Source organism: Alishewanella sp. HL-SH06 (assembly GCF_052656265.1).
On sequence record NZ_CP199752.1, the window covers coordinates 1,298,875 to 1,322,369 of the forward strand.

Below are 23,495 nucleotides of genomic sequence, written 5' to 3' on the forward strand. Positions count from 1 at the left end.
ATTCCTACTGTTAACCCCCATATCCTTTGATGAAAAGGCAGGTACTTCGTACTTGTTGTCGCACTTATATTATTTTTGTTGAGGACTCACCAAATGACTGATACCACTGCCACCCAGTCTGGCCAGAAACAAACCCATGGCTTTCAGGCGGAAGTTAAGCAACTGCTGCAACTGATGATCCACTCGCTGTATTCAAACAAAGAAATCTTCTTACGCGAATTGGTGTCAAATGCCTCGGATGCGGCAGATAAACTGCGGTTTTTAGCCCTTTCAGACAGCAGCCTGTATGAAAATGACGGCGAGCTGCGTGTACAAATCAGTTTTGACGAGAAAGCACGTACCCTAACCATTAGCGATAACGGCATTGGTATGGATGAAGCTGAAGTGATTTCGCACCTGGGTACTATTGCGAAATCAGGTACTAAAGAGTTTTTCTCTAAACTGTCCGGTGATCAAAGCAAAGACTCGAAGTTAATTGGTCAATTTGGTGTAGGTTTCTATTCTGCTTTTATCGTTGCGGACAAAGTCACCGTGCGTACCCGTAAGGCCGGCTTGGCTGCAGACAGTGCCGTAGAGTGGGAATCATCAGGCGAAGGTGATTACAGCTTAGCGCCCATTGTTAAAAATGAACGTGGTACTGAAATTACCTTACACTTACGCGAAGGTGAAGACGAATTTTTAAGCCGTTGGAAAATTGAAAGTACGGTAACTAAGTACTCCGATCATATTTCTATTCCGGTAGAAATGTGGGAAGAAGGTACTGAGGCGCGTGAAGAAGACGGTGAAACTATCGCGGCAACGCCAGGCCACTGGAAAGCGGTTAACAAAGCCACTGCGTTATGGACACGAGATAAATCTGATATTTCAGATGAAGAGTATCAAGAGTTCTACAAGCATATTTCACACGATTGGAGTGAGCCATTAAGCTGGAGCCATAATAAAGTTGAAGGTAACTCGAATTACACCAGCTTGTTATATGTGCCGAAAAAAGCGCCGTTTGATATGTGGAACCGTGAAGCTAAGCATGGTTTAAAACTCTATGTGCAGCGCGTGTTTATTATGGACGATGCTGAACAATTTATGCCGAGCTACCTGCGCTTTATTAAAGGTGTGTTAGATTCGAGCGATCTGCCGTTAAACGTGTCTCGTGAAATTCTGCAAGATAATAAAGTCAGCCAAAGCCTGCGCAAAGGCTGCAGCAGCCGTGCTTTGAAGATGTTAGAAAAGCTGGCTAAAGATCCCGAGCAATATCAAAGTTTTTGGAATGAGTTCGGCCAAGTGCTAAAAGAAGGTCCGGCTGAAGATCATAACAACAAAGAGCAAATCGCTGCCCTGTTACGTTTTGCCTCCACTCAAAATGAGGGCAGTGAGCAAAACGTGGCATTAGCCGATTATGTGGCTCGAATGAAAGAAGGCCAAGATGATATTTATTTCTTGGTTGCCGATAGTTTTGAGGCTGCGAAACACAGCCCACACCTGGAAGTGTTCCGCAAAAAGGGCATCGAGGTTTTATTACTCTCTGATCGAATTGACGAGTGGTTGGTGCAACACTTACCTGAATTTGATGGTAAGAAGCTGCGTTCAGTCGCTAAAGGCGGTTTAGATTTATCTAAGTTAGATGATGAGGAAACCAAGCAGGCACAACAAAAAACTGAAGAAGCCTTCGCCACGGTAGCGGAGCGTTTTAAAGCAGCTTTAGGCGATCAAGTTAAAGACGTGAAAGTCAGTCATCGTTTAACTGATAGCCCAGCCTGTGTGGTAACGGATGAGTATGACATGAGCACGCAGATGATTAAATTGATGGAATCTGCTGGCCAAAAAGTACCTGAAGTTAAGCCCATTTTCGAGTTGAACCCAGAACATCAACTGGTGAAGCATATTGCGGAAGAGCAAGATGAACAGCAGTTTAAGCAATGGGCCGAGGTGTTGTTAGATCAAGCTTTACTGGCCGAACGGGGGAGTTTGAAAAACCCAGCGGGCTTCGTAACCCGTTTAAACGGGTTACTGTTAGCGTTGGCAAAGTAACCACTGTTAAATGCTCGTTTAAAATGACCGCTTAGGCGGTCATTTTTTTAGCTTATTGTTATTGAGAAAGTTTCGGTTTTTACAGCTATACTTACAGCCATAAAAAAAGAAAGCTTATAGGTGTAGTATGACAACTTTTTGGCGTAGTTTCGGCTTAGGTGTACGTTTAACGGTTATTATTGTTAGTGTATTTTTGATTGGGATTGTCTCGTTAAGCAGTTTGGTCTTCGTTAAATATAAATCCTCACAAACCGCAGATGAAATAACAACATTAAGAAGTGCCGCTAGTTCGAACGCTGACGTTTTTACCGATTGGTTATTAGTGCGCCAAGATGAGATGCGCTTGTTGGCTACGTTGCCGAGTATCCAACAATTAGATTTAGCATTAGCCACGCAATTGATGCAACAACTGGCACAAAACTCAGGTGTATATGACACCATCTTTGTGGTTGGGTTAGACGGAATTGGTCAGGCGGGGGTCAGTTTTAGTAATGGCCAAGCCAAGGTGTTATCGTCTGCTGAAAATGCCGCGTTTAACGTAGCTGATCGCGCTTGGTTTAAACAGGCGGTTAGCGGTCAGGATGTATTCTCACAGCCTGTGGTATCCCGTGCAACCGGTCAAACCGTCAGTACGGTTGCTATTCCTATCCGGCTAAATAATCAAATTGTGGCGGTTATGCGCGGTGCCGTTAAGCTAGAAGCCATTTTTAGTAAGGTCAATGAGCTCAAGCTTAACGAGCATACCGAAATATATTTGCTTGATACGGCCGGTATTGCTTTATCGCCGGCGGCATCAATTAACAATAAAGATCCACTACAAACGCAGGCCGCAGCGGCAGCTCGACAACAGCAAAGTGGCACCGGATTATATCAAAATGCGGCGGGAACGGCCGTGATTGGTAGCTATCAATACATTCCTATGCTTGGCTGGAGCCTTGTGGTAGAAAGCCGGCAACAAGAAGCCTTAGCCGAAGTGAACAATATGTTTTACACCTTGCTAATGGCTGCACTATTCATCATGGTCATCGCGACCTATATTTGTATTTTTATTGTAAAAGGCGTAACTCGTATTTTAGGCGGCGAACCTGAGTATGCCGCAGCAATGGTACATCAGGTATCACAGTTCGATCTTACTGCGTCAATTCAACTAAGCCAAGGTGATAACAGCAGTTTATTAGCGTCTATCGCCACGATGCAGCAACGCTTGCGGCAAATGCTCGGTGAAGTAGGACATTATTCTGATCAGGTAGCGGCAGCAGCTACAGAGTTAGCGCAAATTAATCAGCACACCACCGACGGAATGCAGCGACAAAGCACTGAAATTAGCAGTGCTGCGGTTGCCATGAATGAAATGACCAGTACTTTGCAAGACGTGTCACGGAATACCCAGCAAGCAGCCGAGGCGGCCACACAGGCTGAGCAGCAAAGTAAGCAGGGTCGAGTAGTCGTCAGTAACACCGTACTTGATTTATCCAACCTATCTAAAGAAGTCAGTTCGGCAGCGGCTATTATTCGTTTATTAAAACAGGATAGCGATCAGATAGGCAGTATTTTACAAGTTATCGAAAGTATCGCTGAGCAAACTAATTTGCTGGCGCTCAATGCGGCTATAGAAGCCGCCAGAGCCGGCGAAAGTGGTCGAGGTTTTGCGGTTGTGGCGGATGAAGTTCGAACACTGGCTAGCCGTACTAAAGACTCTACAACTGAAATCAAGCAGATGATTGAAAAACTGCAACGCGGCACAGAAAAAGCCGTTAACGCGACGGTAAACAGTGAAAACAATGCACAAAAAACAGCTGAAAACGCGACTCGCGCCGAACAGGCTTTAATATCAATTAATGAGGCTATTGAGCTGATCAGCGCCACTACGCATCAAATAGCGACCGCAACGGAACAACAAACCGTGGTATCGCATGATATTAATCAAAACTTTCATTCGATTAGTGATGTGGCAGAGCAAACTAACCTGAACGTACAGCAATCTTCGCAGGCCAGTGATGCTTTATCCACGCTAGCCGAGCAGCTACAAGAATTAGTAAAGCGTTTCAGACTTTAGTCTGATAATGGCCAGAAAGCCGCTGAAAATCTTGTCACTTAATCTGCTTACTCAGTGATAACACCTTGTAACGGCGGCTTTGGCTAGACTATCGACTAAAGGCTAGGTATACCGCTGTTTCAGGTAGCACCAGTTGACAAATTTCTTGTTTCAAAGAGCGCATTATGCAAAGATCAAGCCTGACAAAAACTACAAATTGATCCCAAAAGACGAGGATGATCGTTATGCGCATAATTTTGTTAGGGGCCCCTGGCGCCGGAAAAGGAACTCAGGCACAGTTTTTAATGAGCAAATATGGTATTCCACAGATCTCAACTGGGGATATGTTACGTGCGGCGATTAAAGAGGGCTCAGAACTCGGCGTGGCTGCAAAGAAGATTATGGATGCTGGACAGCTGGTATCGGATGAATTAATTATCGGTTTAGTAAAAGAGCGTGTAGCAAAAGCAGACTGTGCCAATGGCTTCTTATTAGATGGCTTTCCACGTACTATTCCACAAGCTGATGCCATGAAAGATGCCGGTATTAGTGTGGATCACGTTATTGAATTTGATGTGCCAGATGATGTTATCGTCGAGCGCATGAGCGGTCGCCGTGTGCATCCCGCTTCAGGTCGTGTTTATCATTTAGTCTATAATCCACCGAAAGTGACCGGTAAAGATGATGAAACGGGTGAAGAGTTAGTGACACGGGTGGATGATTTAGAAGAAACCGTGCGTAAACGCTTAGCGATTTACCATGAGCAAACGGAATTATTAGTGGGTTATTATCGTGAAACTGCGGCCCGCGGTGAAACGCAATATCACCATATTGACGGTACTCAGGCAGTCGATGCGGTGAGTCAGCAACTGGTAACATTGCTAGATTAATCGCCTATCTTGCCCAGTGACGCATAAAAAAACCGGCTACGCCGGTTTTTTTATTTTTAATCCCTTGGTTAGCGCAACATTAAGACGCCGTAAGCTGCTGCAACGCCGCCAGTGCCGCTGCATAATCGGGCTCTTGGGCCAGTTCTGGCACTAATTGTTGATAAGCCACTTTGCCTTTATTGTCGATTAAAATAATAGCGCGTGTTAACAAGCCCATATCTTTAATCAGTAAACCATAGTTACTGCCAAAATCACGCCACACCGCATCGGAAAGCACCGCCATCGCTTCTACTTGTTCTTGTTGGCAAAAACGTTTTTGGGCAAAAGGCAGATCAGCACTGATGGTTAGTAGCACGACGTTTTCCGGTAATTTAGCTACTTCTTCATTAAAACGTTTGGTTTGTAATGAGCAAACACCGGTATCAATACTGGGTACTACACTGATCATCAGTGTTTTACCTTTGAAATCTTCTAGGCTGACTTTTTTAAAGTTGTTATCGACTACTCTAAAATCAGGCGCTTTTTTACCCGTAATTAACGGCTTACCTAATAATATAACTTGCTGATCACCGGCTTTTACGGCGCTCACCCGCGCTGGGAGCTTTTCGGTGATGTCGATGGCTTGAATTGAAAAGCTGCCAAAAGTAAGGCAAAGTGCTATAAGTAGATTATTTCTATTCGCGGTTTTTAAAAACATTTTGCTGCTCCAATGGTTAATCAGCGTTATGATAAGACTAACTGCTGCAATGCGAGAAAGTTATGACGCCTGCAATTTTGATTTGTGATGATTCTAATCTGGCTAGAAAGCAACTGGCTAGAATCTTACCACAGGATTGGCAACCCAACATTTATTTTGCCGGACACGGCGCTGATGCGCTTAGCACCTTAAAGAAACAGTCGATTGATTGGTTGTTGCTTGATTTAAATATGCCGGTAATGGATGGCTATCAGGTGCTAGCTGAGCTAAATCAATTGCAATTACCAGTGCAGGTTATTGTGATCTCTGGTGATGTGCAGCCTGAGGCGCACGAACGGGTAATGGCCTTAGGTGCGAAGGCATTCTTAAAAAAACCCTTAAGTGCAGTTGAATTATCAGCTTTTTTGCCCATAAACGACGCGGCGTTATCGCTCACGCCAAAGCTGCGCGACGCCCCAAAAGTGGTCGATACTTTACAACTCAATGATGAATTGCGTGATGTGATGAAAGAGGTTGCCAATGTCGCCATGGGCCAAGCGGGGGATTTACTGGCACGTTTGCTGAATGTGTTTGTTAATTTACCAATCCCAAATGTTAATGTGATTGAAGTCAGTGAGTTGACGATGGCATTGGCGTCGATTGATCCGAACAGTGAAAATTCGGCTATTTGCCAAGGGTTTATCGGGAGTGGTGTGGCTGGTGAGGCGTTGTTAATTCTGACTGACTCGAGTTTTGCTGATATTGCCCGTTTGCTGAATTATCATGGCGAAATGAATAGCACTGTCGAATTAGAGCTATTGATGGATATTGCGAATATCTTAATTGGTGCTGTTCTTAAAGGCATCGCAGAGCAAATTGATATCACTTTTAGCCAAGGGCACCCGGTGGTGCTGGGCCAACACGCCGCGATTAATGAGTTAATTAAAGCGAATTCAAAGCGTTGGAAAACCACCTTAACAATAGAATTAAGTTACGGCATTGAAAATTTTAATATTAATTGTGATTTATTACTGCTGTTTACTGAGGATAGTTTGAAAACCTTGAATTATAAACTCGCTTTTTTAATGGATGATGCGTTATGACAGAGCAAAGTGCTGGCATAGCAGATATTCATTGGCTGATGGACATGTTACAAACTGTGGATGTTGGGTTGGTGATTGTTAATGAAGATTATCGGATCCAACTGTGGAACGGTTTTATGGAAAACCATAGCGGCCTAACGCCACGTCAAGTGCGTGAACATTATTTGTTTGATTTGTTTCCGGAAATTGATGAAGACTGGCTAAGACGTAAGTGCGATCCGGTGTTTCTGTTAAAAAATCGCGCCTTTACCATTTGGGAACAACGTCCATATATTTTTCGTTTTAATAATTATCGTCCCATTACTGGCAACGCTGATTATATGTATCAAAACAGCACGATATTTCCAATCACCGATAGTCGCGGCGAGGTTAGCCATCTGTGTTTTATGATTTACGATGTGACCGATGCCGCAATTAACAAATTAGCGTTACAGCAAACTAATCAGCAACTTCGTGAGTTATCCAGTACCGATTACCTAACGCAAATACGTAATCGCGGTAATTGGGAAGAGCACTTAAAACTGGAGTTTGATCGTTTGCAGCGTTATCCGCAACATCACAGCAGTTTAATTATGTGTGATATCGATCATTTTAAAAAAGTGAATGATACCTTCGGGCATGCCGCTGGTGACTTGGTTATCCAAAAGGTGTCCGATGTGATTCGTAAAAGTTTGCGGACAACCGATATTGCCGGGCGTTACGGCGGTGAAGAATTTGCAATTTTACTGCTCGATACCACCGCCGATCAGGCGCAATATTTAGCCGAACGAGTGCGTCGAAAGATTGAACAACTCGACATTATGTATAATCAGCAGCTGATTAAAGTGACGATGAGTTTCGGTTTGGTGGAACGAGATGTAAACATCCAAAATTGTCTACAGTGGATTGAAACCGCAGACAAAGCCTTATATCAATCCAAACAAAATGGACGTAACCAAGTGACACTTTTTAAAGCCTGAGTGTTGAGCAACCCTATTCTAATAACGCGACCGGCTTGATGCGTGTAAATCTAGCTTTTGTGGGCTACACGACGGCAGTTTGATGAAATCAAAATACAAACCAAAAAAATACCCAGCCGAAGCTGGGTATTGAGCGAAAAAATGCTTAAAAATTATTTAGCGAAGTTTTCTGCAGCGAAGTTCCAGTTAGCTAGGGCCCAGAAGGCGTCTAAGTAAGTTGGGCGTGCATTGCGGTAATCGATATAGTAAGCGTGTTCCCACAGATCGACAGTGATGATCGGCGTGACTGCTGCATCTTGGATTGGCGTGCCAGCATTGCTGGTGTTGACGATATCTAAACTACCATCAGCCTTTTTCACTAACCAAGTCCAGCTTGAACCGAAGTTGTTCACGGCTTTGTCGTTGAATGCCGCTTTAAAAGCATCAAATGAACCCCATTTTGCATTGATGGCATCAGCTAACGCGCCGCTTGGTTGGCCGCCTGCATTTGGTGCTAAGCAATGCCAATAGAAAGTGTGGTTCCAAACTTGGGCTGCGTTGTTAAATACGCCGCCTTCACTTGAACGAATGATTTCTTCTAGCGATTGAGTGGCATATGGTGTGCCTTCAACTAAACCATTTAATTTTACGACGTAAGTATTGTGATGCTTGCCGTAGTGATATTCCAAAGTTTCCGCAGAAATATGTGGGGCTAACGCATCTTTCGCATAAGGTAATGCTGGTAATTCAAAGGCCATTGTTGCTCTCCGTTCACGTTGTTAAATGTGTCTGCATCGCTTAGACTACAAAACCTGACTAAAATACTCAAGTTTATTCGTTGAGCGATTGGGCTTTGCCACTCGGCTGCTGCCGGGACATTTTTATCTGTTTAGCAGATATTGGGTTCTTTCTGAAAAACTCAAGTGCTTGGCGGCCTAATACAGGGTAAAATATTGACACAGTCATGTTAAACCGTGAGGACACTATGGAAACGCTAGATAAAATCAAACAGCAAATCGCTGAAAACCCGATCCTGTTATTTATGAAAGGATCACCAAAATTCCCAAGCTGTGGTTTTTCTGCCCAGGCGTCACAAGCGCTGATAGCTTGCGGTGAGCAATTTGCTTTTGTGGACATTCTGCAGCACCCTGACATTCGGGCGGAATTACCAAAATACGCCAATTGGCCAACTTTCCCACAGTTATGGGTAGAAGGTGAATTAGTGGGTGGTTGCGATATCATATTAGAAATGTTTCAACGTGCTGAATTACAGCCGTTGATTAAAGACGCGGCAGCGCGCCAAAAAGAAACCAGCGCTGAATAATTGCCCGCATGCGAAGCGGCCTCGTTGGCCGCTTCAATGTTATTCGCGATTTAGCTAATAACCTGTTTTTGTTACATCCTTCTGCATTTTTACTCTTTAATCCTAGGCTTCGTCTGTTGGCGCAGTTAAGGCATCACTCTCAGCATCGGTTGATTCTTCAGCTAAGGCGTCAGCCAGTGGCCAGCCCCCGAGTTGTTGCCAGCGATTGACGATATAGCAAAATAATTCTGCGGTGCGTTCGGTGTCATACAATGCGCTATGAGCCTCTTTCGCATCAAAGGCTATGCCAGCTTGAGCACAGGCTTTGGCTAATACGGTTTGGCCTAATGCCAGCGCGGCTAAACTGGTGGTATCAAAAGAGACAAAAGCATGAAACGGCGAGCGTTTATAATTTAGCCGGTTTATCGCGGCATTAAAAAAGCCTTGGTCAAAGGCTGAGTTGTGCGCCACGATAACTGAGCGCTGGCAGCCCGCGGCTTTCTGGGCTTTGCGTACCGCTTTACAGATCTCACCAATGGCTTCGCGTTCATGAACCGCGCCTCGAAGCGGATTAAAAGGGTCAATACCATTAAAGGCTAACGAGCTGGCATCAAGGTTTGCGCCTTCAAACGGCTCAACATGAAAATGCAGCGTTTCGCCCGGGAGCAGTTGGCCTGTTTCATCCATTGTCAGTAAATTTACGGCGATTTCTAGCATGGCATCGGTTTGAGCATTAAAGCCAGCCGTTTCGATGTCGATAACTACAGGGTAGTAACCGCGAAAACGGCGAGCCAATAAGGAAGAGGTTTGAGCGGGCATCGTTGCGTTCACAGATAGGTCAATTACCAAAGATGGCGCTATTATGCCAAAAAATACGGCTTAGGTCTTGTGTTAGGCACAATGCTTGCTTAGTTTTTCAAAGGGCGCGGTTTGACGTTATGCTGCAGATGCGTCTTTTGCTGTGATTAAACGATAAATTAAAGGGATTAACCTAAGCCTATGCGTGCTTTAGCCTATGTTTTTTGTACTAGCTTGAGTTTGACTGCACTCACCTGTGTGGCGGCGTCAACACAATGGCGTCAATATTCTGCCAGCATTGAGCAATCTAGTTGGTTATTAAGTAAAAATACGCCATTGCAGTGTCAGCTAGAGCATGAGATCCCCAATTTTGGTAAAGCGATTTTTCGTAGCCAAGCCGGTAAAGCGTTGAATATGGATTTTGAACTGAGCATGTTGCGCCTGCCAGATAATTACGATCTCGCCGAAGTGATGTCGGTACCACCGCAATGGCGTGCGGGTGAAAAAACCAAAGCGGTGGCCAGTATGAAGCTGTTAAAGCAATTTAACGGTGATCTGCCTAAAAAAGTGGCTTGGACCTTACTCACTGAGTTAGAGCAGGGGTTTAGCCCAACGTTTTACTACGCCGATTGGTACAGCCCTTACGATAAAGTGGTGGCCGCGTTAAACCCCGTGCAGTTTCCTGCACAATACCAAGCCTTTAGTCATTGTATCGCAGCATTATTACCTTACAGCTTTGATGATATTGCCTTTACGGTACTAAGTTATGAGAGTGGCGGCGATCAACTCAGCCGAGAATCTCGTCGACGTTTAACCCAGATAGCGGAATATCTTAAGTACGATAGTGAAATCGAATCGATAGAGTTACAAGGCTATACCGACAGCTATGGCGGACGTTGGATGAACGAACAATTGTCGGTGCAGCGAGCTGAAAAGATTAAAGCATTCTTTATTGCTGCTGGGGTTACTGAAGATAAAGTACAAATCGAAGGTTTCGGTGAGCGTCGGCATGTGGCCGCGAATGAAACCTCATTAGGCCGAGCGGTTAACCGTCGTGTCGTGTTACAAATGGCAAAACCTTAAGCAGGGCCTAGCGGCCCTGAACCATCACAGACACTTCACGCCAGCCATTACGCTCGGCAATTACCACGCGGATCTGCTGCTGTTCGCGAAAGAAATACAATTGCTTTTGCGTTGCTAAGGTTTTTTGCTGATTAGGCTCGCCTAAAGCAGTGATATAAAACAGTAACAAGTCTTGCTGAGTTTGTTGGCTAAAATAATGCAATACCGCCGGCATCTTTGTTTCTAGACGGGCCATTTCTTGCGCATCATCTGGCAGCGGTATCTGCTGAAAAGCCGGTGCAGCGGCTAATTGCCCTGCGCTGACGCTGAGCAGCAAACCTAGGGTGACAATCCAACTTCGCATAAGGCTTCCTTGTTTAATCAGTAATAGCTTGATTAACCTTAGCAAAGTTTCCGCTGCTTTGACTACTACTGGCGACGAAGTATTTCCAGAGGTACCTGCTGCGCGGCTGGGTTTCACTAGCGCGATCGGGCTATTGCGAGTATTTTTTATGATAATGCACAGACGCCTTGGCCAAGCTGAACTTAAGCGTCTTTACTTGCTTTATCTTGCAACACTAGCCTTTGTTAAAGCGATTAGCAGCCAGCTGTGCTATCGCATGGCTGCCCTGCGGTAGCGGTTCTGCCGCCAATTGACAGGCGAGTAATTCCGCCAATAGCGGTGCGTATAATAAGCCTCGAGCCCCTAAACCTGTCATCACCCATAGGTTTTTCAGCGCCGCCATCTGACCGACTATAGGTAAACGATCAGGTACGGTAGCGCGAAAGGCTGCCTTTGCTGAAATGGCCGTTATGGCCGAACTCCAAGCGGGTTGCCCCAGTTGCTGTTGTAACTCGGCAATGTTTTGCTGATCATCTTCTGTGGTTGTTTGAGCGAACTGACCATCACGGTCAAAGGTTGCGCCGACACTGTGCTCGCCTTGCCAAGCCGGCGTGAGATAGCCTTTATGACAGATCACAGTGCGTAACTGACTGATCTCTGGTGCCTGAACATGACTCACTTGCCCCCGGACACGATTAACAGGTAATGCGGCCAGTGGTGCGAGCTGACCAATATCGGCACCGGTTGCTACCAGTAAATGCTGGGCGTTAAAAGTATGCTCTGCCGTTTCGATTTGCCAGCCTGTTGCCAAGGGGTGTAAGGCGGTGACATCGCAATTAAATCGCACTTCAAACCCCTGTTGTTGCTGCAAATGAGCTAGCATTGCTTGGCAAAATGCTTGAGGGCCCAGCCAGCCAGCTGTTGGCAAGAATATGCCGCTGTGCTGCAAGGCAATGCCGGCTAAGGTGGATGCCTTTGCGGCATCGACAAAATTGACCAGGTCATTTGGCCAGCTCGCCTTCGCGGCCATCTTTTGCTGGCGCGTCGCTAAATGCGTTGTGGTAGCGAGATGTAGCATGCCGCAAAACTGCAACGGAAAGTCTAATCCCAGTTCATGATAATGCTGATAAAACTGTTTGGCATAATGAAAGGCGTGGCAGTGCAGCAACGAGGCGACCGTCGGTTGTACTGTTAAGTTGGGATAAAGCGCGCCTTGACGATTGTGCGAGGCACGCTGCGCCACATCCGCATCCGCACAAAGTAATTGCACCTTGATACCGCGCTTTAGTAAAGCGGCTGCGCTGCAAAGTGCTGCCAAACCGCCACCAATAATGGTGATATGACTAATGGCAGCCGCTCGCTGGCTTATGCTGTGGGCTTTTTCTAGCTGGTGTTCTGTCCGTACAGTAGCGGTGAGCATTTCGCGTTTACGGCCATAGCCTTTAACTTTTTTAATCTGAAAGCCCGCTTGTTGCAGGCCGCGTTTTACAATCCCCGCACAGGTAAAGGTGGCCAGTGTGCATTCAGGAGCGGCTAACCGAAAGAGTTGCTCAAATAAGCTGACTTGCCACATTTCAGGGTTTTTTGAGGGCGCAAAACCATCTAAGAAAATGGCATCAACCTGGTGGTCTGTCGGGAATTGGGGTAATAAATCATTAGCGTCACCTAGCCATAAATCCAAAATAACCTGGCCCTCAGCAAACACTAAGCGATGACATCCTGCTACCGCAGGCGGATAAGCTTTTAATAATGCTTGGCTAAATTCGGCTAACTCGTGATGACAAGCCAGTGCCTTTTGCAGATCGGTGGCACTGATCGGAAATTTCTCCACGCTACTAAAATATAAACGCTGACAGGGTGCACTTGGATTTTGGGCTCGAAATTGCTGAAAACGTTGCCAACAAACTAAAAAATTGGCACCCGTACCAAAACCTGTTTCCAGCACATGAAAATACTTTTTACTCTGATGTAACCAGCGTTCGGGTAGGCCATTTTGCTGTAAAAACACGTAATCTGTTTCGCCAAGGCCGCCTTCATCAGAAAAATAGATATCTTCGAAGTCGCTGGCAACGGGGGCGCCTTGCTGATTAAAATGAATGCGAGCGTTGGATAAAGGTTGCATGCTGGAGCCTGTGCAGAAAATTCAACTTGTAGTTTACCTCAGGCTCAAGCAAAATTGAAAACAGAGTACAACTGTTCGCTGAAAGCAGACCAGTTTTTTGCGGAAAAGCCGTAGAATAAGACGCAAATTTTTAATGAGCCTAAATAAATAGGTCTAGGAGACAGAATGAAAAGAGCCGTAATCACCGGTTTAGGTATTGTATCCAGTATTGGTAACAATAAAGCAGAAGTATTAGCCGCGTTAAAAGCGGGCAAGTCTGGCATTAGCCGGGCGGAAGAGTTTGCTACACTGGGATTACGCTCACAAGTGTGGGGCGACATTAAATTGGATCCTGCCACCCTGATTGACCGCAAAGCGATGCGTTTTATGGGCGATGCTGCAGCATATTCTTACATTGCCATGCAAGAAGCGATGGAAGATGCCGGTTTAAGTTTAGAGCAAATCTCAGATCCACGCGTCGGCTTAGTCGTCGGCTCTGGCGGTGCTTCTTCTAAAACACAGGTTGAAGCGGCGGATATATTACGTGAAAAAGGCGTTAAGCGTGTTGGCCCTTATGCTGTCCCTAAAACCATGTCGAGTACCTGTTCAGCCTGTTTAGCTACGCCATTTAAAATTAAAGGCGTTAACTATTCCATCAGTTCAGCTTGTGCTACCAGCGCGCACTGTATTGGCCATGCCATGGAGCTGATCCAACTGGGTAAACAAGATATCGTGTTTGCCGGTGGTGGTGAAGAAGTGCATTGGACACTGGCGATGGAATTCGATGCCATGGGCGCCTTATCCTCTCGTTACAATGATACGCCAGAACTTGCGTCGCGCACTTACGATGCTAACCGTGATGGTTTTGTGATCAGCGGCGGCGGCGGTATTGTGGTGGTTGAAGAATTAGAACATGCGCTAGCGCGTGGCGCGACCATATATGCTGAAATCGTCGGCTATGGTGCCACTTCAGATGGCTATGACATGGTTGCCCCCAGTGGTGAAGGCGCCATTCGTTGTATGCAGATGGCGATGCAAGATGTTAGCGCACCCATTGATTATGTGAATACTCACGGCACCAGTACTCCAGTCGGAGATGTCAAAGAGTTAGGGGCGATCCAAGAAGTCTTTGCCGGTAAAACGCCTGCTATTAGTGCAACTAAAGCCATGACAGGCCATGCTTTAGGCGCTGCCGGTGTGCACGAAGCCATTTATTCTATGCTGATGCTACAGCATAACTTTATTGCCCCATCGATCAACATTGGTGAATTAGATGATGCGGCCAAAGGTTTAGATATCGTGACTGAAACACGAGATGCAGTATTAAATACGGTGATGTCGAACAGTTTTGGTTTCGGTGGCACGAATGCAACCTTAGTGTTACAGCGTTATAACGACGCAAAATAAGCTAATAGTTTGATTTAAAAGGCGCCTTGATGGCGCCTTTTGCTTTGTTAGCCGTGTAATTTTGTTACACTTAACGTCAAAACCAGTGGAGTGCTGATGAATGCAGATTTATGCTGATGAAAATATGCCGTTAGTGCATGAGTTTTTTTCGCAGTTAGGCGAGGTTACAACCTTTGATGGGCGCAAGGTAACAGCTGCACAACTGAGTCAGGCAGATATATTGTTAGTGCGTTCAGTCACGCCAATAGGGCCTGCGTTACTCGCCGACAATCAGCAGTTGCGTTTTGTGGGGACCGCGACGATTGGCACAGATCATATTGATCAGGCTTACTTACAGCGTCAAAATATTACGTTTAGTGCTGCGCCGGGTTGTAATGCACAGTCGGTAGTGGAATATGTGCTCAGCAGTATGTGGTGTTTAGCCGAGCGTTATCAATGGCAGTTAACCGACAAAACGGTCGGTATTGTTGGCGTAGGCAATATCGGTGGGCGCTTAGCGCGGGCGTTAAATGCTTTAGGGATCCCAGTTTTACTTTGTGACCCAATACGTGCAGCGCAAGAGCCGGATTTTCCACACACCGACTTTACAACACTCTGTCAGCAAGCCGACATTGTTAGCCTGCATACCCCCATGCAAAAACAAGGGCCCAATGCTACGTGGCACCTGTTTAATGATGCCACGCTAGCCAGTTTAAAACCGCAGTGTGCCTTGATTAACGCCTCTCGCGGCGGGGTTATTGATAACCAAGCGTTATTAGCGGCGCAGCAACAGCATCGTCGCCCTTTAGTCCTCGATGTATGGGAGCAAGAACCTGATATCCTACAAGCGTTATTGCCTTACTGTGATATCGCAACCGCGCATATTGCTGGCCACAGTGTTGAAGGTAAAGCGCGCGGCACTGAAATGCTGTATCAACGCTGTTGTGAGTTACTGGGAGTCACGCCAGAAATCGCATTAGCGGCCTTGTTACCTCGGCCTGCTGTAGAAAAATTACAAATTTCTGCTAATTTTGGGCTTCCGGATGTCCAAAGTGTCGCAAGAATGTTATATGATGTGCGGCGTGATGACGCTTTATTGCGGCAACACCTGCAACAACATGGGTTTGACTGGCTAAGAAAGTCATATCCCGCACGGCGCGAATACAGCGCGCTGCAGCTTGTCGGTCAGGCCTTACCGGCCTGGCTTGGCCAATTGGGCTTTAATAGTCAGATTTAAGAGGATGCATCAGATGGCGTCACAATATAATGTCGCAGTCTTAGGCGCGACGGGCTTGGTAGGCCAACATTTAATTGAAATATTAGAGCAGCGCGATTTCCCTGTTGCCCAGCTATTTCCCTTGGCTAGCAGCCGCTCTGCCGGTGGCACTGTTACCTTTAAAGGCAAAAAAATTACCGTGTTAGATGCGGATACTTTTGACTGGAGTCAAGCTCAAATTGGTTTGTTTTCAGCCGGTGGTAGCGTGTCAGCTATTTATGCTCCAAAAGCCGCAGATGCAGGCTGTGTGGTGATTGATAACACCTCACACTATCGATACGAAGCGGATATTCCGTTAGTAGTGCCCGAAGTTAACCCAGAAGCCATTGCAGATTATCGTAATCGTAATATTATTGCTAACCCAAACTGCTCTACGATCCAAATGTTGGTCGCTTTAAAGCCCATTCATGATGCCGTGGGGATCAGCCGTATTAATGTGGCGACTTATCAATCGGTAAGCGGTGCTGGCCAAGCGGCAGTTGAAGCCTTAGCCCAAGAAACAGCGCAGTTATTAAATGGTCGGCCTTTAGAAGAAGGGGGCCATTTCGCTCGGCAGATCGCTTTTAACGTGATCCCGCAAATTGATGTGTTCATGGATAACGGTTACACCAAAGAAGAAATGAAAATGCATTGGGAAACGCAAAAAATTCTGGGTGATAACAGCATTGGTGTTAATGCAACAGCGGTACGTGTGCCGGTGTTTTTTGGTCACGCTGAGGCGGTCCACATAGAAACGCGGATGCCGATTACCGTTGAGCAAGTTAAAGTGCTCTTAGCGAATGCCCCAGGCGTGGTGTTATTTGAAAATAACGCTGATTTTCCAACGCAGGTGAGTAACGCAACAGGCAAAGATGAGGTGTTTGTTGGGCGTATACGGCAAGATATTACCCATGAAAATGGCATAAACTTGTGGGTTGTGGCAGATAATATTCGCAAAGGTGCTGCCACCAATAGTATTCAAATTGCTGAGCACTTAATTCGTGATTATTTGTAATACCGTTTTGGCGGGTTAATTGAGTCACAAATCGCAGAGCGCCTTAGGGCGCTCTGCGTTATTTATAGCGGTAAACAACAGAGCTTGTTGCTATTTACTGGTAAGCCGAGGCTAACTGCATTATATTTGTTGAGTCAGCAGCAGTAATAATGGAACACTGCTTGCATAACACTATCATATGATTTTGCTTTAACGTGAGTCTAGGTGCTCGGCTAAGGAATCCTGATGCCTGTTCGTATAATTTTACTTTTGCTGTTAGTCAATTTTTCGTCGATGGTGCTGGCTCAGTCTGCGCCGACGCAGATCCGTGGCCCGAAAAACGCGGATAGTGTGCTATTGCAAAAGCAATTTGGCCCTTTAACACCCAGCGACACTTTGTGGCGTATCGCCGAGCAAGTCAAACCTAGCGACAGTGTGACGACATTCCAAGTGATGTACGCACTTTTCATGAAAAACCCTGGTGCGTTTAATGACGCCAACTTCAATCATTTACGGCCTGGTGCCATTTTAATTGTCCCTGAGTTGCGTGAGATTCGTTTGGTTGATCCCGAAGTCGCTCGACGTAAAGCCGATAGCGATGATGCTGAGTGGGCGAAAAAAGTCGCGCGTGATGCTGCTGCCCGCGCCAAAGCACGCGAAGAAGCTAATAAACCTAATGTCGTGCAGCAACAAACCGCTGCAGAGCTGAACGCTCTAAAAGATCAATATCAAGACTCCATTCAATTAATTGAAGGTATAGCACTGGAAAACCAGCAATTACGTGGTTCGTTAGGGCGAGTGGAACAAGAGCTTGAAGGCTTAAAAGCGCAATTAGCGGAAGACAGCTTGTTACAACAGCAGCTTAACCAACTACTACAACAACAGCAGCAAATTTTGGCCGAGCAACAAGCCCGACGCGAAGCGGAGGAAGCCGCGCAACTTGCAGCCGCCGCAGCTGCAGAAGCAGAAGCCTCCAATTGGCTCAACAATCCGATTACGTGGGCGCTTGCTGCGTCGTTACCCGCTATTTTGTTATTGATGGGCTTTATTGCTTGGGTTAAACGGCGTGGGCGGCAAACCGAAGAAGCGGTAGCGAATGCGATCAAAGAGCCACAGACCTCGGCAGGCTATAAATCACCGGTGCCACCTATCGACAATAGTCAGGATTTTGACGAAAGCCTGCTCGATATGGATGACGATCTGTTTAAAAACGATTTTGATGAAGTCAGCCCAAGTGCAGTCAGTGCCCTAGATGATAGCCTTGAAGATGATACATTACCGGATTTCAGTGACGATATTTTAATTAACGAGTTAGTTGAGCCGGATCCACTGCGCACGGACATGTTAGATGGCATGGATGATGATCGTTTAGATGTTGATGACGACGCCTTAGATCCGGTAACGCCGGTTCGGGAAGAGCACGATATTCAATTAGAAGGCGTGGAAGAATTAGATTTCGACCCGGATAATATTTTGTCGGATACGGATTTATCGGCCTTATTAATGGCTGATGACGATGATGATGTTATTGAGTTAGCGGATCCGAGTGAGGCAGAAACAGCCAAGCTAGCAGCAGAACCTATTGCGCCAGAGCGCGAGACTGCAGATGATGTTAACGATCATATTGAAGAAATTGAAGTTGAGCTGCCGGATGATGAGCCCTACGCTACGCCCGTGCCGACAAATAATGATGAGCTTGAAGAAGCCGCAGAGCTTAACGACGATGTGCTGGATAGGTCTGCTGACGAGGCAGTCGATGCCGCAACAGACGAACTCGATGCTGATGATATTGACGAGTTACTGTTAGATAATGAGCGCGAACGTTTATTAGCCACAGAAGCCCGTTTTGATAATTCTGATTTAGATGACTTTGCCGAGCAATTGGCTGCAGAATCGATTGAAGCGGAAGATGCAGACAACTTATCTGCAGATGAAGAGCAATTGAATGCCGAGCTTGACGATATCTTAGAGCAAGCGGCAGCGGAGCAATCGCAAGCGACAGCCCCTGAGGTTCGTGAGGCGGATGTCGATGAACTCACCCTTGAAGCGCTTGATGACATGGATTTAATCGACACCACTGCACAAGGCGGTGTTGATGACATTATTACTGACCAAGCGGCGGCTGATGATGATTTAGTGACTGAGTTTGAGCTGCCGGAAGAAACCGAACTGGCAGCAGGTGAAGCGTTAATTGATGATGAGCCCGAGCTTGCCGCTGCTAAGCGGTTGAGTGACGAACTAAGCCTAGCTGAAGACATCGCGTTACCTGCTATCGACGAGCAGCTGAATGAGCAGACCGCTTCTGATAGCAGCGAAAGCAGCGCTGCTCGAAAAGCCTCAGAGCACGCAACATCCGTGCAACAGATTGCCGATTTGCTGAACGAAGACGCTGAGTCTGATATTGCCCAGACGTTAACGGCAGAAGACGAGTTTAGCCATGATCTTACGAACTTATTAACTGAACCTGATGACGCGACTGCCGATGAGTTGGCAGAACACTCTGAAGCTGCAGCGCTTAATGATGCTGTCACAACGGACACTGATGATGCTGCGGCAGAGCTAACCCGACCAGATACATCGGCTGACGAAGAGGCGGTTGAGAATGCTCTAACAGCGGAATCGTCAGAGCATTTCCCTGATGTCGCTTTAGACAGTGATGCCGAGCCAGAAGGCGATGCAGAATTATTACTGGACTTAGCTTCAGATGAGGATAATTCAGTCACGCGCCCTTCAGAAGCGGCACTGTCTGTAGAAAACCCCAGTAAAGTACTGGACAGCTATCCTGAATTAGCCATGTCAGACGATACTGCGGATGACGATGAGTTTAGCCAGCTTGCCGAGCAAATTGAGCAATTAACCAATGAGTCTGCTGCAGAATTTAGCGATCAAGAATTAGCTGCTGCCTTAGCTGAGCAGAGTGAAAACGAAGACGAAGATGCTATCCCAGAACTGAGCCCAGAGGAATTTAACCTAACCGAGCTGGAAGACAGTCAGTTCGATTCGTTATTAAATGAGTTAGCGGTAGATGAAAACGTTACCCAGGCAGACAACGATGTTGAGCAGGCCAACGATGCTTTCGCTATTTCTAATGCCGAATCTACAGCCGCGGAGATCAGCGATGAGCCGGCCATTTCAGATGATGACTTTGTTGAAATTGATAATTTGTTATCTGCCATGGAGCATGCTGATGAAGATGAGCAGCGTTTCAATCAATTAAATGTGGATGTCGGCTTAGAGGATTATGCCGGTATTATTGGCGAACATACTAAGATGGACGTTGATAAAGAAGATGAAGGTTTTGCCGGCAAACTGGATTTGATTCGCGCTTACTTAGAAATGGATGAAGCCGAAAGTGCAGAACTGCTGATTGGAGAAATTCTCACTTCCAACGCGCCTGAACACATAAAAGCAGAAGTGAAAGCGCTCAGAGCAGAGTAGGTATAATCGGTTAGCTGCGCTATAATCCGCGCAGTTAACAGAGGGCCAGTGATGCGAATTGCGTTAGGTATTGAGTATGATGGTGCCAGCTTTTATGGCTGGCAGCGTCAGCGCGAAGTCAACAGCGTGCAACAAGAAGTGGAACAGGCATTAGCCAAGGTGGCTAATCAGCCGATTGAATTATTTTGTGCCGGTCGCACCGATGCCGGTGTGCATGCAACCGGTCAAGTCGTGCATTTTGATTGCAGTGCTGATCGCGATATGAAAGCTTGGGTGATGGGTACAAATGCTCAGCTGCCTGATCAAATTGCTGTGCGCTGGGCCAAAGAGGTTCCTGATGATTTTCATGCCCGTTTTAGCGCAACGGCGCGTCGTTATCGTTATGTCATCTATAATCATAAATATCGACCGGCCATTTTACGGGCGGGTTTGAGTCATTACCATCAAGATCTTGATATAGCCTTAATGCAGCAAGCGGCACCTGCCTTGCTGGGCGAACAAGATTTTAGCGCTTTTCGCGCTATGCAGTGCCAATCAAATACGCCGTTTCGAAATGTGCATCATCTGCGAATCGCACGAATAGGCGATTTCATTGTCATAGACATTAAAGCCAATGCCTTTTTACATCATATGGTGCGTAATATTACCGGCAGTTTACTGGAAATTGGTATGGGCCGCCGCCCTGTAAGCTGGTTAGCTGAATTGTTAGCCAGTAAAGATCGTAATCTTGCTGCTGCAACGGCGAAGCCGGGTGGTTTGTATTTAGTCGAAGTCGATTACCCTGAGCAGTTTGCGATCCCGAAAGTGGCACTAGGGCCGCTGTTTTTACCGGCTACCTAGGCAGATAGCACTGACTACTAAGACCAGTTTTCTGTATTCGACAGTACTCAATATGTGTTTTAATAGCGGCATTTACGCTATATCAGTGTTTTTTACGTATTTTTCCGTCGTTAGCCCTGTGTTATCGACTATGACAGATTAGGAAACCTCTATGAGTTGGTTAGAAAAGATTCTACCTAGGACATCGTCTTCTGGTCGCCGCAATATTCCAGAAGGTGTCTGGACTAAATGTACTTCTTGCGATGCGGTGCTGTATAAAGCGGATCTAGACCGCAATCTAGGTGTCTGTCCTAAATGCGATCACCATATGCGTGTATCGGCTCGTGCGCGTTTACAAAGCTTTTTTGATGCGAGCAGCACTCATGAGTTAGCCGCTGAGCTTGAACCACAAGATCTGCTAAAATTTAAAGACAGCAAGCGATACAAAGATCGTATTGTTGCTGCCCAAAAAGCCACTAATGAAAAAGATGCGATGGTGGTGATGCACGGTACTTTGCATGGTAATACAATTGTTGCCGCAGCCTTCGAGTTCGAGTTTATGGGCGGTTCGATGGCTTCCGTGGTGGGGGCTAAGTTTGTTGCCGGTGTCGAATATGCTTTAAAGCATAAAGTCCCTTTTGTTTGTTTCTCTGCCAGTGGCGGCGCTCGTATGCAAGAAGCCTTATTTTCTTTAATGCAAATGGCGAAAACCAGTGCGGCATTAGCGAAAATGAGCGAGCAAGGCTTGCCTTATATCTCGGTATTAACTGATCCAACTATGGGTGGTGTTTCTGCGAGTTTAGCGATGCTGGGCGATATCAACATCGGTGAACCTAAAGCGTTAATCGGTTTTGCCGGTCCTCGGGTTATTGAGCAAACCGTACGTGAAAAGCTGCCAGAAGGCTTTCAACGTAGTGAATTCTTATTAGAACACGGTGCAATTGATATGATTGTTGACCGCCGTGAAATGCGCGATACAATTGCCCGACTTATGGCTAAGTTTATGCGACTACCTGCGCCAGTGGCGGAGCGTGATGCATCCTAGGGATTTATGTCGGTCCAACAATTAAATAGCCAATCGTGCCAAACTCTGGCCGATTGGCTTTGTTATATAGAGCAAAGTCATCCGATTGATAAAATTGAGCTTGGCTTAGATCGTGTGCGGCAAGTGGCTGCTCGCGGTGATTTGGCACAACTGCCTGGAACGGTTGTGTTGATAGCCGGTACCAATGGTAAAGGCACCACCGCTCGTACGTTAGAGCATTTGCTGCTGGCCCAAGGTTTTACGGTCGGTGTTTATAGTTCACCGCATTTACTGCAGTTTAATGAACGCTTACGCCTCAATGGTACTGATGTGGTTGATGCCGATTGGCTGGCCGCTTTTCAATTAGTTGAGCAATTACGGCTTGATGTGCCATTAAGTTACTTTGAGTTTACGACCTTGGTGGCTTTTGCCATTTTACGTGATCAGCAACCCGATTACTGTTTAATTGAGGTTGGGCTGGGCGGGCGTTTAGATGCAACAAATATTGTCGATCCGACCATCAGCGTCATCACCACAATTGATTTAGACCATCAAGATTGGCTTGGCCCAGATCGTGAAAGTATTGGTCGAGAGAAAGCCGGCGTGTTTCGTTCTGCTAAGGTGGCGATATCTGGCGAATTAACGCCACCAGCCAGCTTGAGTCAGGTGGCCACGACGCTAGGTGCTGTGTTAAAGCAAGTGGGAACCGACTTTCACTATCACGTTAGTGCAGAGCAATGGCATTGGCAAGGGCAGCAACAACAGTTTGCGGACTTACCCATACCACAAGTGCCAGTACAAAACGTTGCCACCAGTTTAGCGGTGTTAGAACAATTAGGGCAGCTGCCAAGCGAACCCGTGTTAAAGCACTGCTTAAGCACGTTAACCTTGCCCGGGCGTATGCAACAGTTGCAACAAAACCCAACTATTTTGTTAGATGTAGCGCATAATCCGCAATCGGCGGCTTATTTAGCGATGCAGTTACAATTATTGCAGCCGCGCTATCGGCAAATTATTGCCTTAGTTGGCATGTTAAAAGACAAAGACGTGCGCCAAGCATTACAGCCCTTGACGTCTTGTGTGACGCAATGGCATCTTGTCAGCTTACCGGGTAACCGCGGCGCCAGCAGTACGCAATTACAGCAGGCATTGGCCAGTGTCGATCAGGCCAGTGCATCTAACGCTACTGAGCATGACTCTGTTGCTCAGGCTTATCAGACTATCGTCAGTGCCTTGCAGCCTACGGATCTCTTGGTCATTTTCGGCTCTTTTGTTACCGTTTCTGCGGTATTGGCGCTTCAGTAG

The 23,495-nt window shown here is 46.4% G+C and carries 19 protein-coding genes; 14 read left to right on the top strand and 5 right to left on the bottom strand.

Annotated features, from left to right (window positions below; genetic code table 11):
• Positions 1 to 93 precede the first annotated feature (93 nt).
• The 3 genes from htpG (at position 94) to adk (ending at position 4,950) form a co-directional block, all read left to right on the top strand.
• Entirely contained in the window at positions 94 to 2,025 is a 1,932-nt protein-coding gene (gene htpG / locus ACUJFK_RS06035; protein ID WP_445426349.1) for a molecular chaperone HtpG, read from the top strand.
• 127 nt (positions 2,026 to 2,152) lie between these two features.
• The gene (locus tag ACUJFK_RS06040; protein ID WP_445426350.1) at positions 2,153 to 4,081 is read left to right on the top strand and encodes a methyl-accepting chemotaxis protein; all 1,929 of its coding nucleotides are present in this window, start codon (positions 2,153 to 2,155) and stop codon (positions 4,079 to 4,081) included.
• Positions 4,082 to 4,305: 224 nt separating this feature from the next.
• Positions 4,306 to 4,950: an adenylate kinase gene (adk, locus tag ACUJFK_RS06045; RefSeq protein WP_226749763.1), complete on the top strand. Its 645-nt coding sequence runs from the start codon at positions 4,306 to 4,308 to the stop codon at positions 4,948 to 4,950.
• Between the two features lie 79 nt (positions 4,951 to 5,029).
• On the opposite strand, the gene tpx is transcribed toward adk, so the two are convergent.
• Positions 5,030 to 5,647 (bottom strand): thiol peroxidase, encoded by a 618-nt coding sequence (gene tpx / locus ACUJFK_RS06050; protein ID WP_445426351.1) that lies wholly within the window; start codon positions 5,645 to 5,647, stop codon positions 5,030 to 5,032.
• 62 nt (positions 5,648 to 5,709) lie between these two features.
• On the opposite strand from tpx, the gene ACUJFK_RS06055 reads away from it, so the two are divergent.
• Together ACUJFK_RS06055 and ACUJFK_RS06060 are read left to right on the top strand one after the other, a co-directional pair.
• Positions 5,710 to 6,729 carry a response regulator gene (locus tag ACUJFK_RS06055; RefSeq protein ID WP_445426352.1) on the top strand — a complete coding sequence of 340 codons (1,020 nt, stop codon included), beginning with the start codon at positions 5,710 to 5,712 and terminating at the stop codon, positions 6,727 to 6,729.
• The gene (locus tag ACUJFK_RS06060) at positions 6,726 to 7,688 is read left to right on the top strand and encodes a sensor domain-containing diguanylate cyclase (protein ID WP_226749766.1); all 963 of its coding nucleotides are present in this window, start codon (positions 6,726 to 6,728) and stop codon (positions 7,686 to 7,688) included. The genes ACUJFK_RS06055 and ACUJFK_RS06060 overlap by 4 nt, the downstream gene beginning before the upstream one ends.
• 152 nt (positions 7,689 to 7,840) lie before the next feature.
• On the opposite strand, the gene sodB is transcribed toward ACUJFK_RS06060, so the two are convergent.
• On the bottom strand, positions 7,841 to 8,425 hold the full coding sequence (gene sodB / locus ACUJFK_RS06065) for a superoxide dismutase [Fe] (protein ID WP_226749767.1): 585 nt from the start codon (positions 8,423 to 8,425) through the stop codon (positions 7,841 to 7,843).
• A 227-nt stretch (positions 8,426 to 8,652) separates the two neighbouring features.
• Here sodB and ACUJFK_RS06070 point away from each other — a divergent pair, with 227 nt between their 5' ends.
• Positions 8,653 to 8,991: a Grx4 family monothiol glutaredoxin gene (locus ACUJFK_RS06070; protein WP_226749959.1), complete on the top strand. Its 339-nt coding sequence runs from the start codon at positions 8,653 to 8,655 to the stop codon at positions 8,989 to 8,991.
• A 102-nt stretch (positions 8,992 to 9,093) separates the two neighbouring features.
• Here ACUJFK_RS06070 and rnt read toward each other — a convergent pair whose 3' ends face one another.
• A complete protein-coding gene (gene rnt / locus ACUJFK_RS06075; RefSeq protein ID WP_445426353.1) occupies positions 9,094 to 9,789 on the bottom strand; it encodes a ribonuclease T in 696 nt (231 codons plus the stop codon).
• Between the two features lie 180 nt (positions 9,790 to 9,969).
• Here rnt and ACUJFK_RS06080 point away from each other — a divergent pair, with 180 nt between their 5' ends.
• Positions 9,970 to 10,851: a flagellar protein MotY gene (locus ACUJFK_RS06080; protein ID WP_226749769.1), complete on the top strand. Its 882-nt coding sequence runs from the start codon at positions 9,970 to 9,972 to the stop codon at positions 10,849 to 10,851.
• 7 nt (positions 10,852 to 10,858) lie between these two features.
• Here the strand turns inward: ACUJFK_RS06080 and ACUJFK_RS06085 are convergent, their stop codons facing one another.
• Both ACUJFK_RS06085 and mnmC read right to left on the bottom strand, forming a co-directional pair.
• Positions 10,859 to 11,194: a hypothetical protein gene (locus ACUJFK_RS06085; protein WP_445426354.1), complete on the bottom strand. Its 336-nt coding sequence runs from the start codon at positions 11,192 to 11,194 to the stop codon at positions 10,859 to 10,861.
• A gap of 214 nt (positions 11,195 to 11,408) precedes the next feature.
• Complete coding sequence (gene mnmC, locus ACUJFK_RS06090; protein WP_445426355.1) at positions 11,409 to 13,295, bottom strand: bifunctional tRNA (5-methylaminomethyl-2-thiouridine)(34)-methyltransferase MnmD/FAD-dependent 5-carboxymethylaminomethyl-2-thiouridine(34) oxidoreductase MnmC; 1,887 nt, start codon at positions 13,293 to 13,295, stop codon at positions 11,409 to 11,411.
• A gap of 165 nt (positions 13,296 to 13,460) precedes the next feature.
• Between mnmC and fabB the strand changes: the two genes are divergently transcribed.
• The 7 genes from fabB to folC all read left to right on the top strand — a co-directional run bounded on the left by fabB (position 13,461) and on the right by folC (position 23,495).
• A complete protein-coding gene (fabB, locus tag ACUJFK_RS06095) occupies positions 13,461 to 14,681 on the top strand; it encodes a beta-ketoacyl-ACP synthase I (RefSeq protein ID WP_226749772.1) in 1,221 nt (406 codons plus the stop codon).
• Positions 14,682 to 14,781: 100 nt separating this feature from the next.
• Positions 14,782 to 15,897 carry a 4-phosphoerythronate dehydrogenase gene (locus ACUJFK_RS06100; RefSeq protein ID WP_445426356.1) on the top strand — a complete coding sequence of 372 codons (1,116 nt, stop codon included), beginning with the start codon at positions 14,782 to 14,784 and terminating at the stop codon, positions 15,895 to 15,897.
• Positions 15,898 to 15,910: 13 nt separating this feature from the next.
• Positions 15,911 to 16,930, top strand: a complete 1,020-nt coding sequence (locus tag ACUJFK_RS06105; RefSeq protein ID WP_226749774.1) for an aspartate-semialdehyde dehydrogenase — start codon at positions 15,911 to 15,913, stop codon at positions 16,928 to 16,930.
• Positions 16,931 to 17,155: 225 nt separating this feature from the next.
• Complete coding sequence (locus ACUJFK_RS06110; RefSeq protein ID WP_445426357.1) at positions 17,156 to 20,347, top strand: FimV/HubP family polar landmark protein; 3,192 nt, start codon at positions 17,156 to 17,158, stop codon at positions 20,345 to 20,347.
• 51 nt (positions 20,348 to 20,398) lie between these two features.
• Positions 20,399 to 21,187, top strand: a complete 789-nt coding sequence (gene truA / locus ACUJFK_RS06115) for a tRNA pseudouridine(38-40) synthase TruA (protein WP_226749776.1) — start codon at positions 20,399 to 20,401, stop codon at positions 21,185 to 21,187.
• Between the two features lie 151 nt (positions 21,188 to 21,338).
• Positions 21,339 to 22,211, top strand: a complete 873-nt coding sequence (gene accD, locus ACUJFK_RS06120) for an acetyl-CoA carboxylase, carboxyltransferase subunit beta (RefSeq protein ID WP_445426358.1) — start codon at positions 21,339 to 21,341, stop codon at positions 22,209 to 22,211.
• Positions 22,212 to 22,217: 6 nt separating this feature from the next.
• A complete protein-coding gene (gene folC, locus ACUJFK_RS06125; protein WP_445426359.1) occupies positions 22,218 to 23,495 on the top strand; it encodes a bifunctional tetrahydrofolate synthase/dihydrofolate synthase in 1,278 nt (425 codons plus the stop codon).

Coding starts and splice junctions, on each gene's coding strand:
- ACUJFK_RS06100 (WP_445426356.1), top strand. CDS start 14,782: ATGCAGATTTATGCTGATGAAAATATGCCGTTAGTGCATGAGTTTTTT.
- adk (WP_226749763.1), top strand. CDS start 4,306: ATGCGCATAATTTTGTTAGGGGCCCCTGGCGCCGGAAAAGGAACTCAG.
- mnmC (WP_445426355.1), bottom strand. CDS start 13,295: ATGCAACCTTTATCCAACGCTCGCATTCATTTTAATCAGCAAGGCGCC.
- folC (WP_445426359.1), top strand. CDS start 22,218: ATGTCGGTCCAACAATTAAATAGCCAATCGTGCCAAACTCTGGCCGAT.
- ACUJFK_RS06040 (WP_445426350.1), top strand. CDS start 2,153: ATGACAACTTTTTGGCGTAGTTTCGGCTTAGGTGTACGTTTAACGGTT.
- htpG (WP_445426349.1), top strand. CDS start 94: ATGACTGATACCACTGCCACCCAGTCTGGCCAGAAACAAACCCATGGC.
- sodB (WP_226749767.1), bottom strand. CDS start 8,425: ATGGCCTTTGAATTACCAGCATTACCTTATGCGAAAGATGCGTTAGCC.
- ACUJFK_RS06055 (WP_445426352.1), top strand. CDS start 5,710: ATGACGCCTGCAATTTTGATTTGTGATGATTCTAATCTGGCTAGAAAG.
- ACUJFK_RS06105 (WP_226749774.1), top strand. CDS start 15,911: ATGGCGTCACAATATAATGTCGCAGTCTTAGGCGCGACGGGCTTGGTA.
- ACUJFK_RS06070 (WP_226749959.1), top strand. CDS start 8,653: ATGGAAACGCTAGATAAAATCAAACAGCAAATCGCTGAAAACCCGATC.
- truA (WP_226749776.1), top strand. CDS start 20,399: ATGCGAATTGCGTTAGGTATTGAGTATGATGGTGCCAGCTTTTATGGC.
- ACUJFK_RS06110 (WP_445426357.1), top strand. CDS start 17,156: ATGCCTGTTCGTATAATTTTACTTTTGCTGTTAGTCAATTTTTCGTCG.
- tpx (WP_445426351.1), bottom strand. CDS start 5,647: ATGTTTTTAAAAACCGCGAATAGAAATAATCTACTTATAGCACTTTGC.
- ACUJFK_RS06060 (WP_226749766.1), top strand. CDS start 6,726: ATGACAGAGCAAAGTGCTGGCATAGCAGATATTCATTGGCTGATGGAC.
- fabB (WP_226749772.1), top strand. CDS start 13,461: ATGAAAAGAGCCGTAATCACCGGTTTAGGTATTGTATCCAGTATTGGT.
- accD (WP_445426358.1), top strand. CDS start 21,339: ATGAGTTGGTTAGAAAAGATTCTACCTAGGACATCGTCTTCTGGTCGC.
- ACUJFK_RS06080 (WP_226749769.1), top strand. CDS start 9,970: ATGCGTGCTTTAGCCTATGTTTTTTGTACTAGCTTGAGTTTGACTGCA.
- ACUJFK_RS06085 (WP_445426354.1), bottom strand. CDS start 11,194: ATGCGAAGTTGGATTGTCACCCTAGGTTTGCTGCTCAGCGTCAGCGCA.
- rnt (WP_445426353.1), bottom strand. CDS start 9,789: ATGCCCGCTCAAACCTCTTCCTTATTGGCTCGCCGTTTTCGCGGTTAC.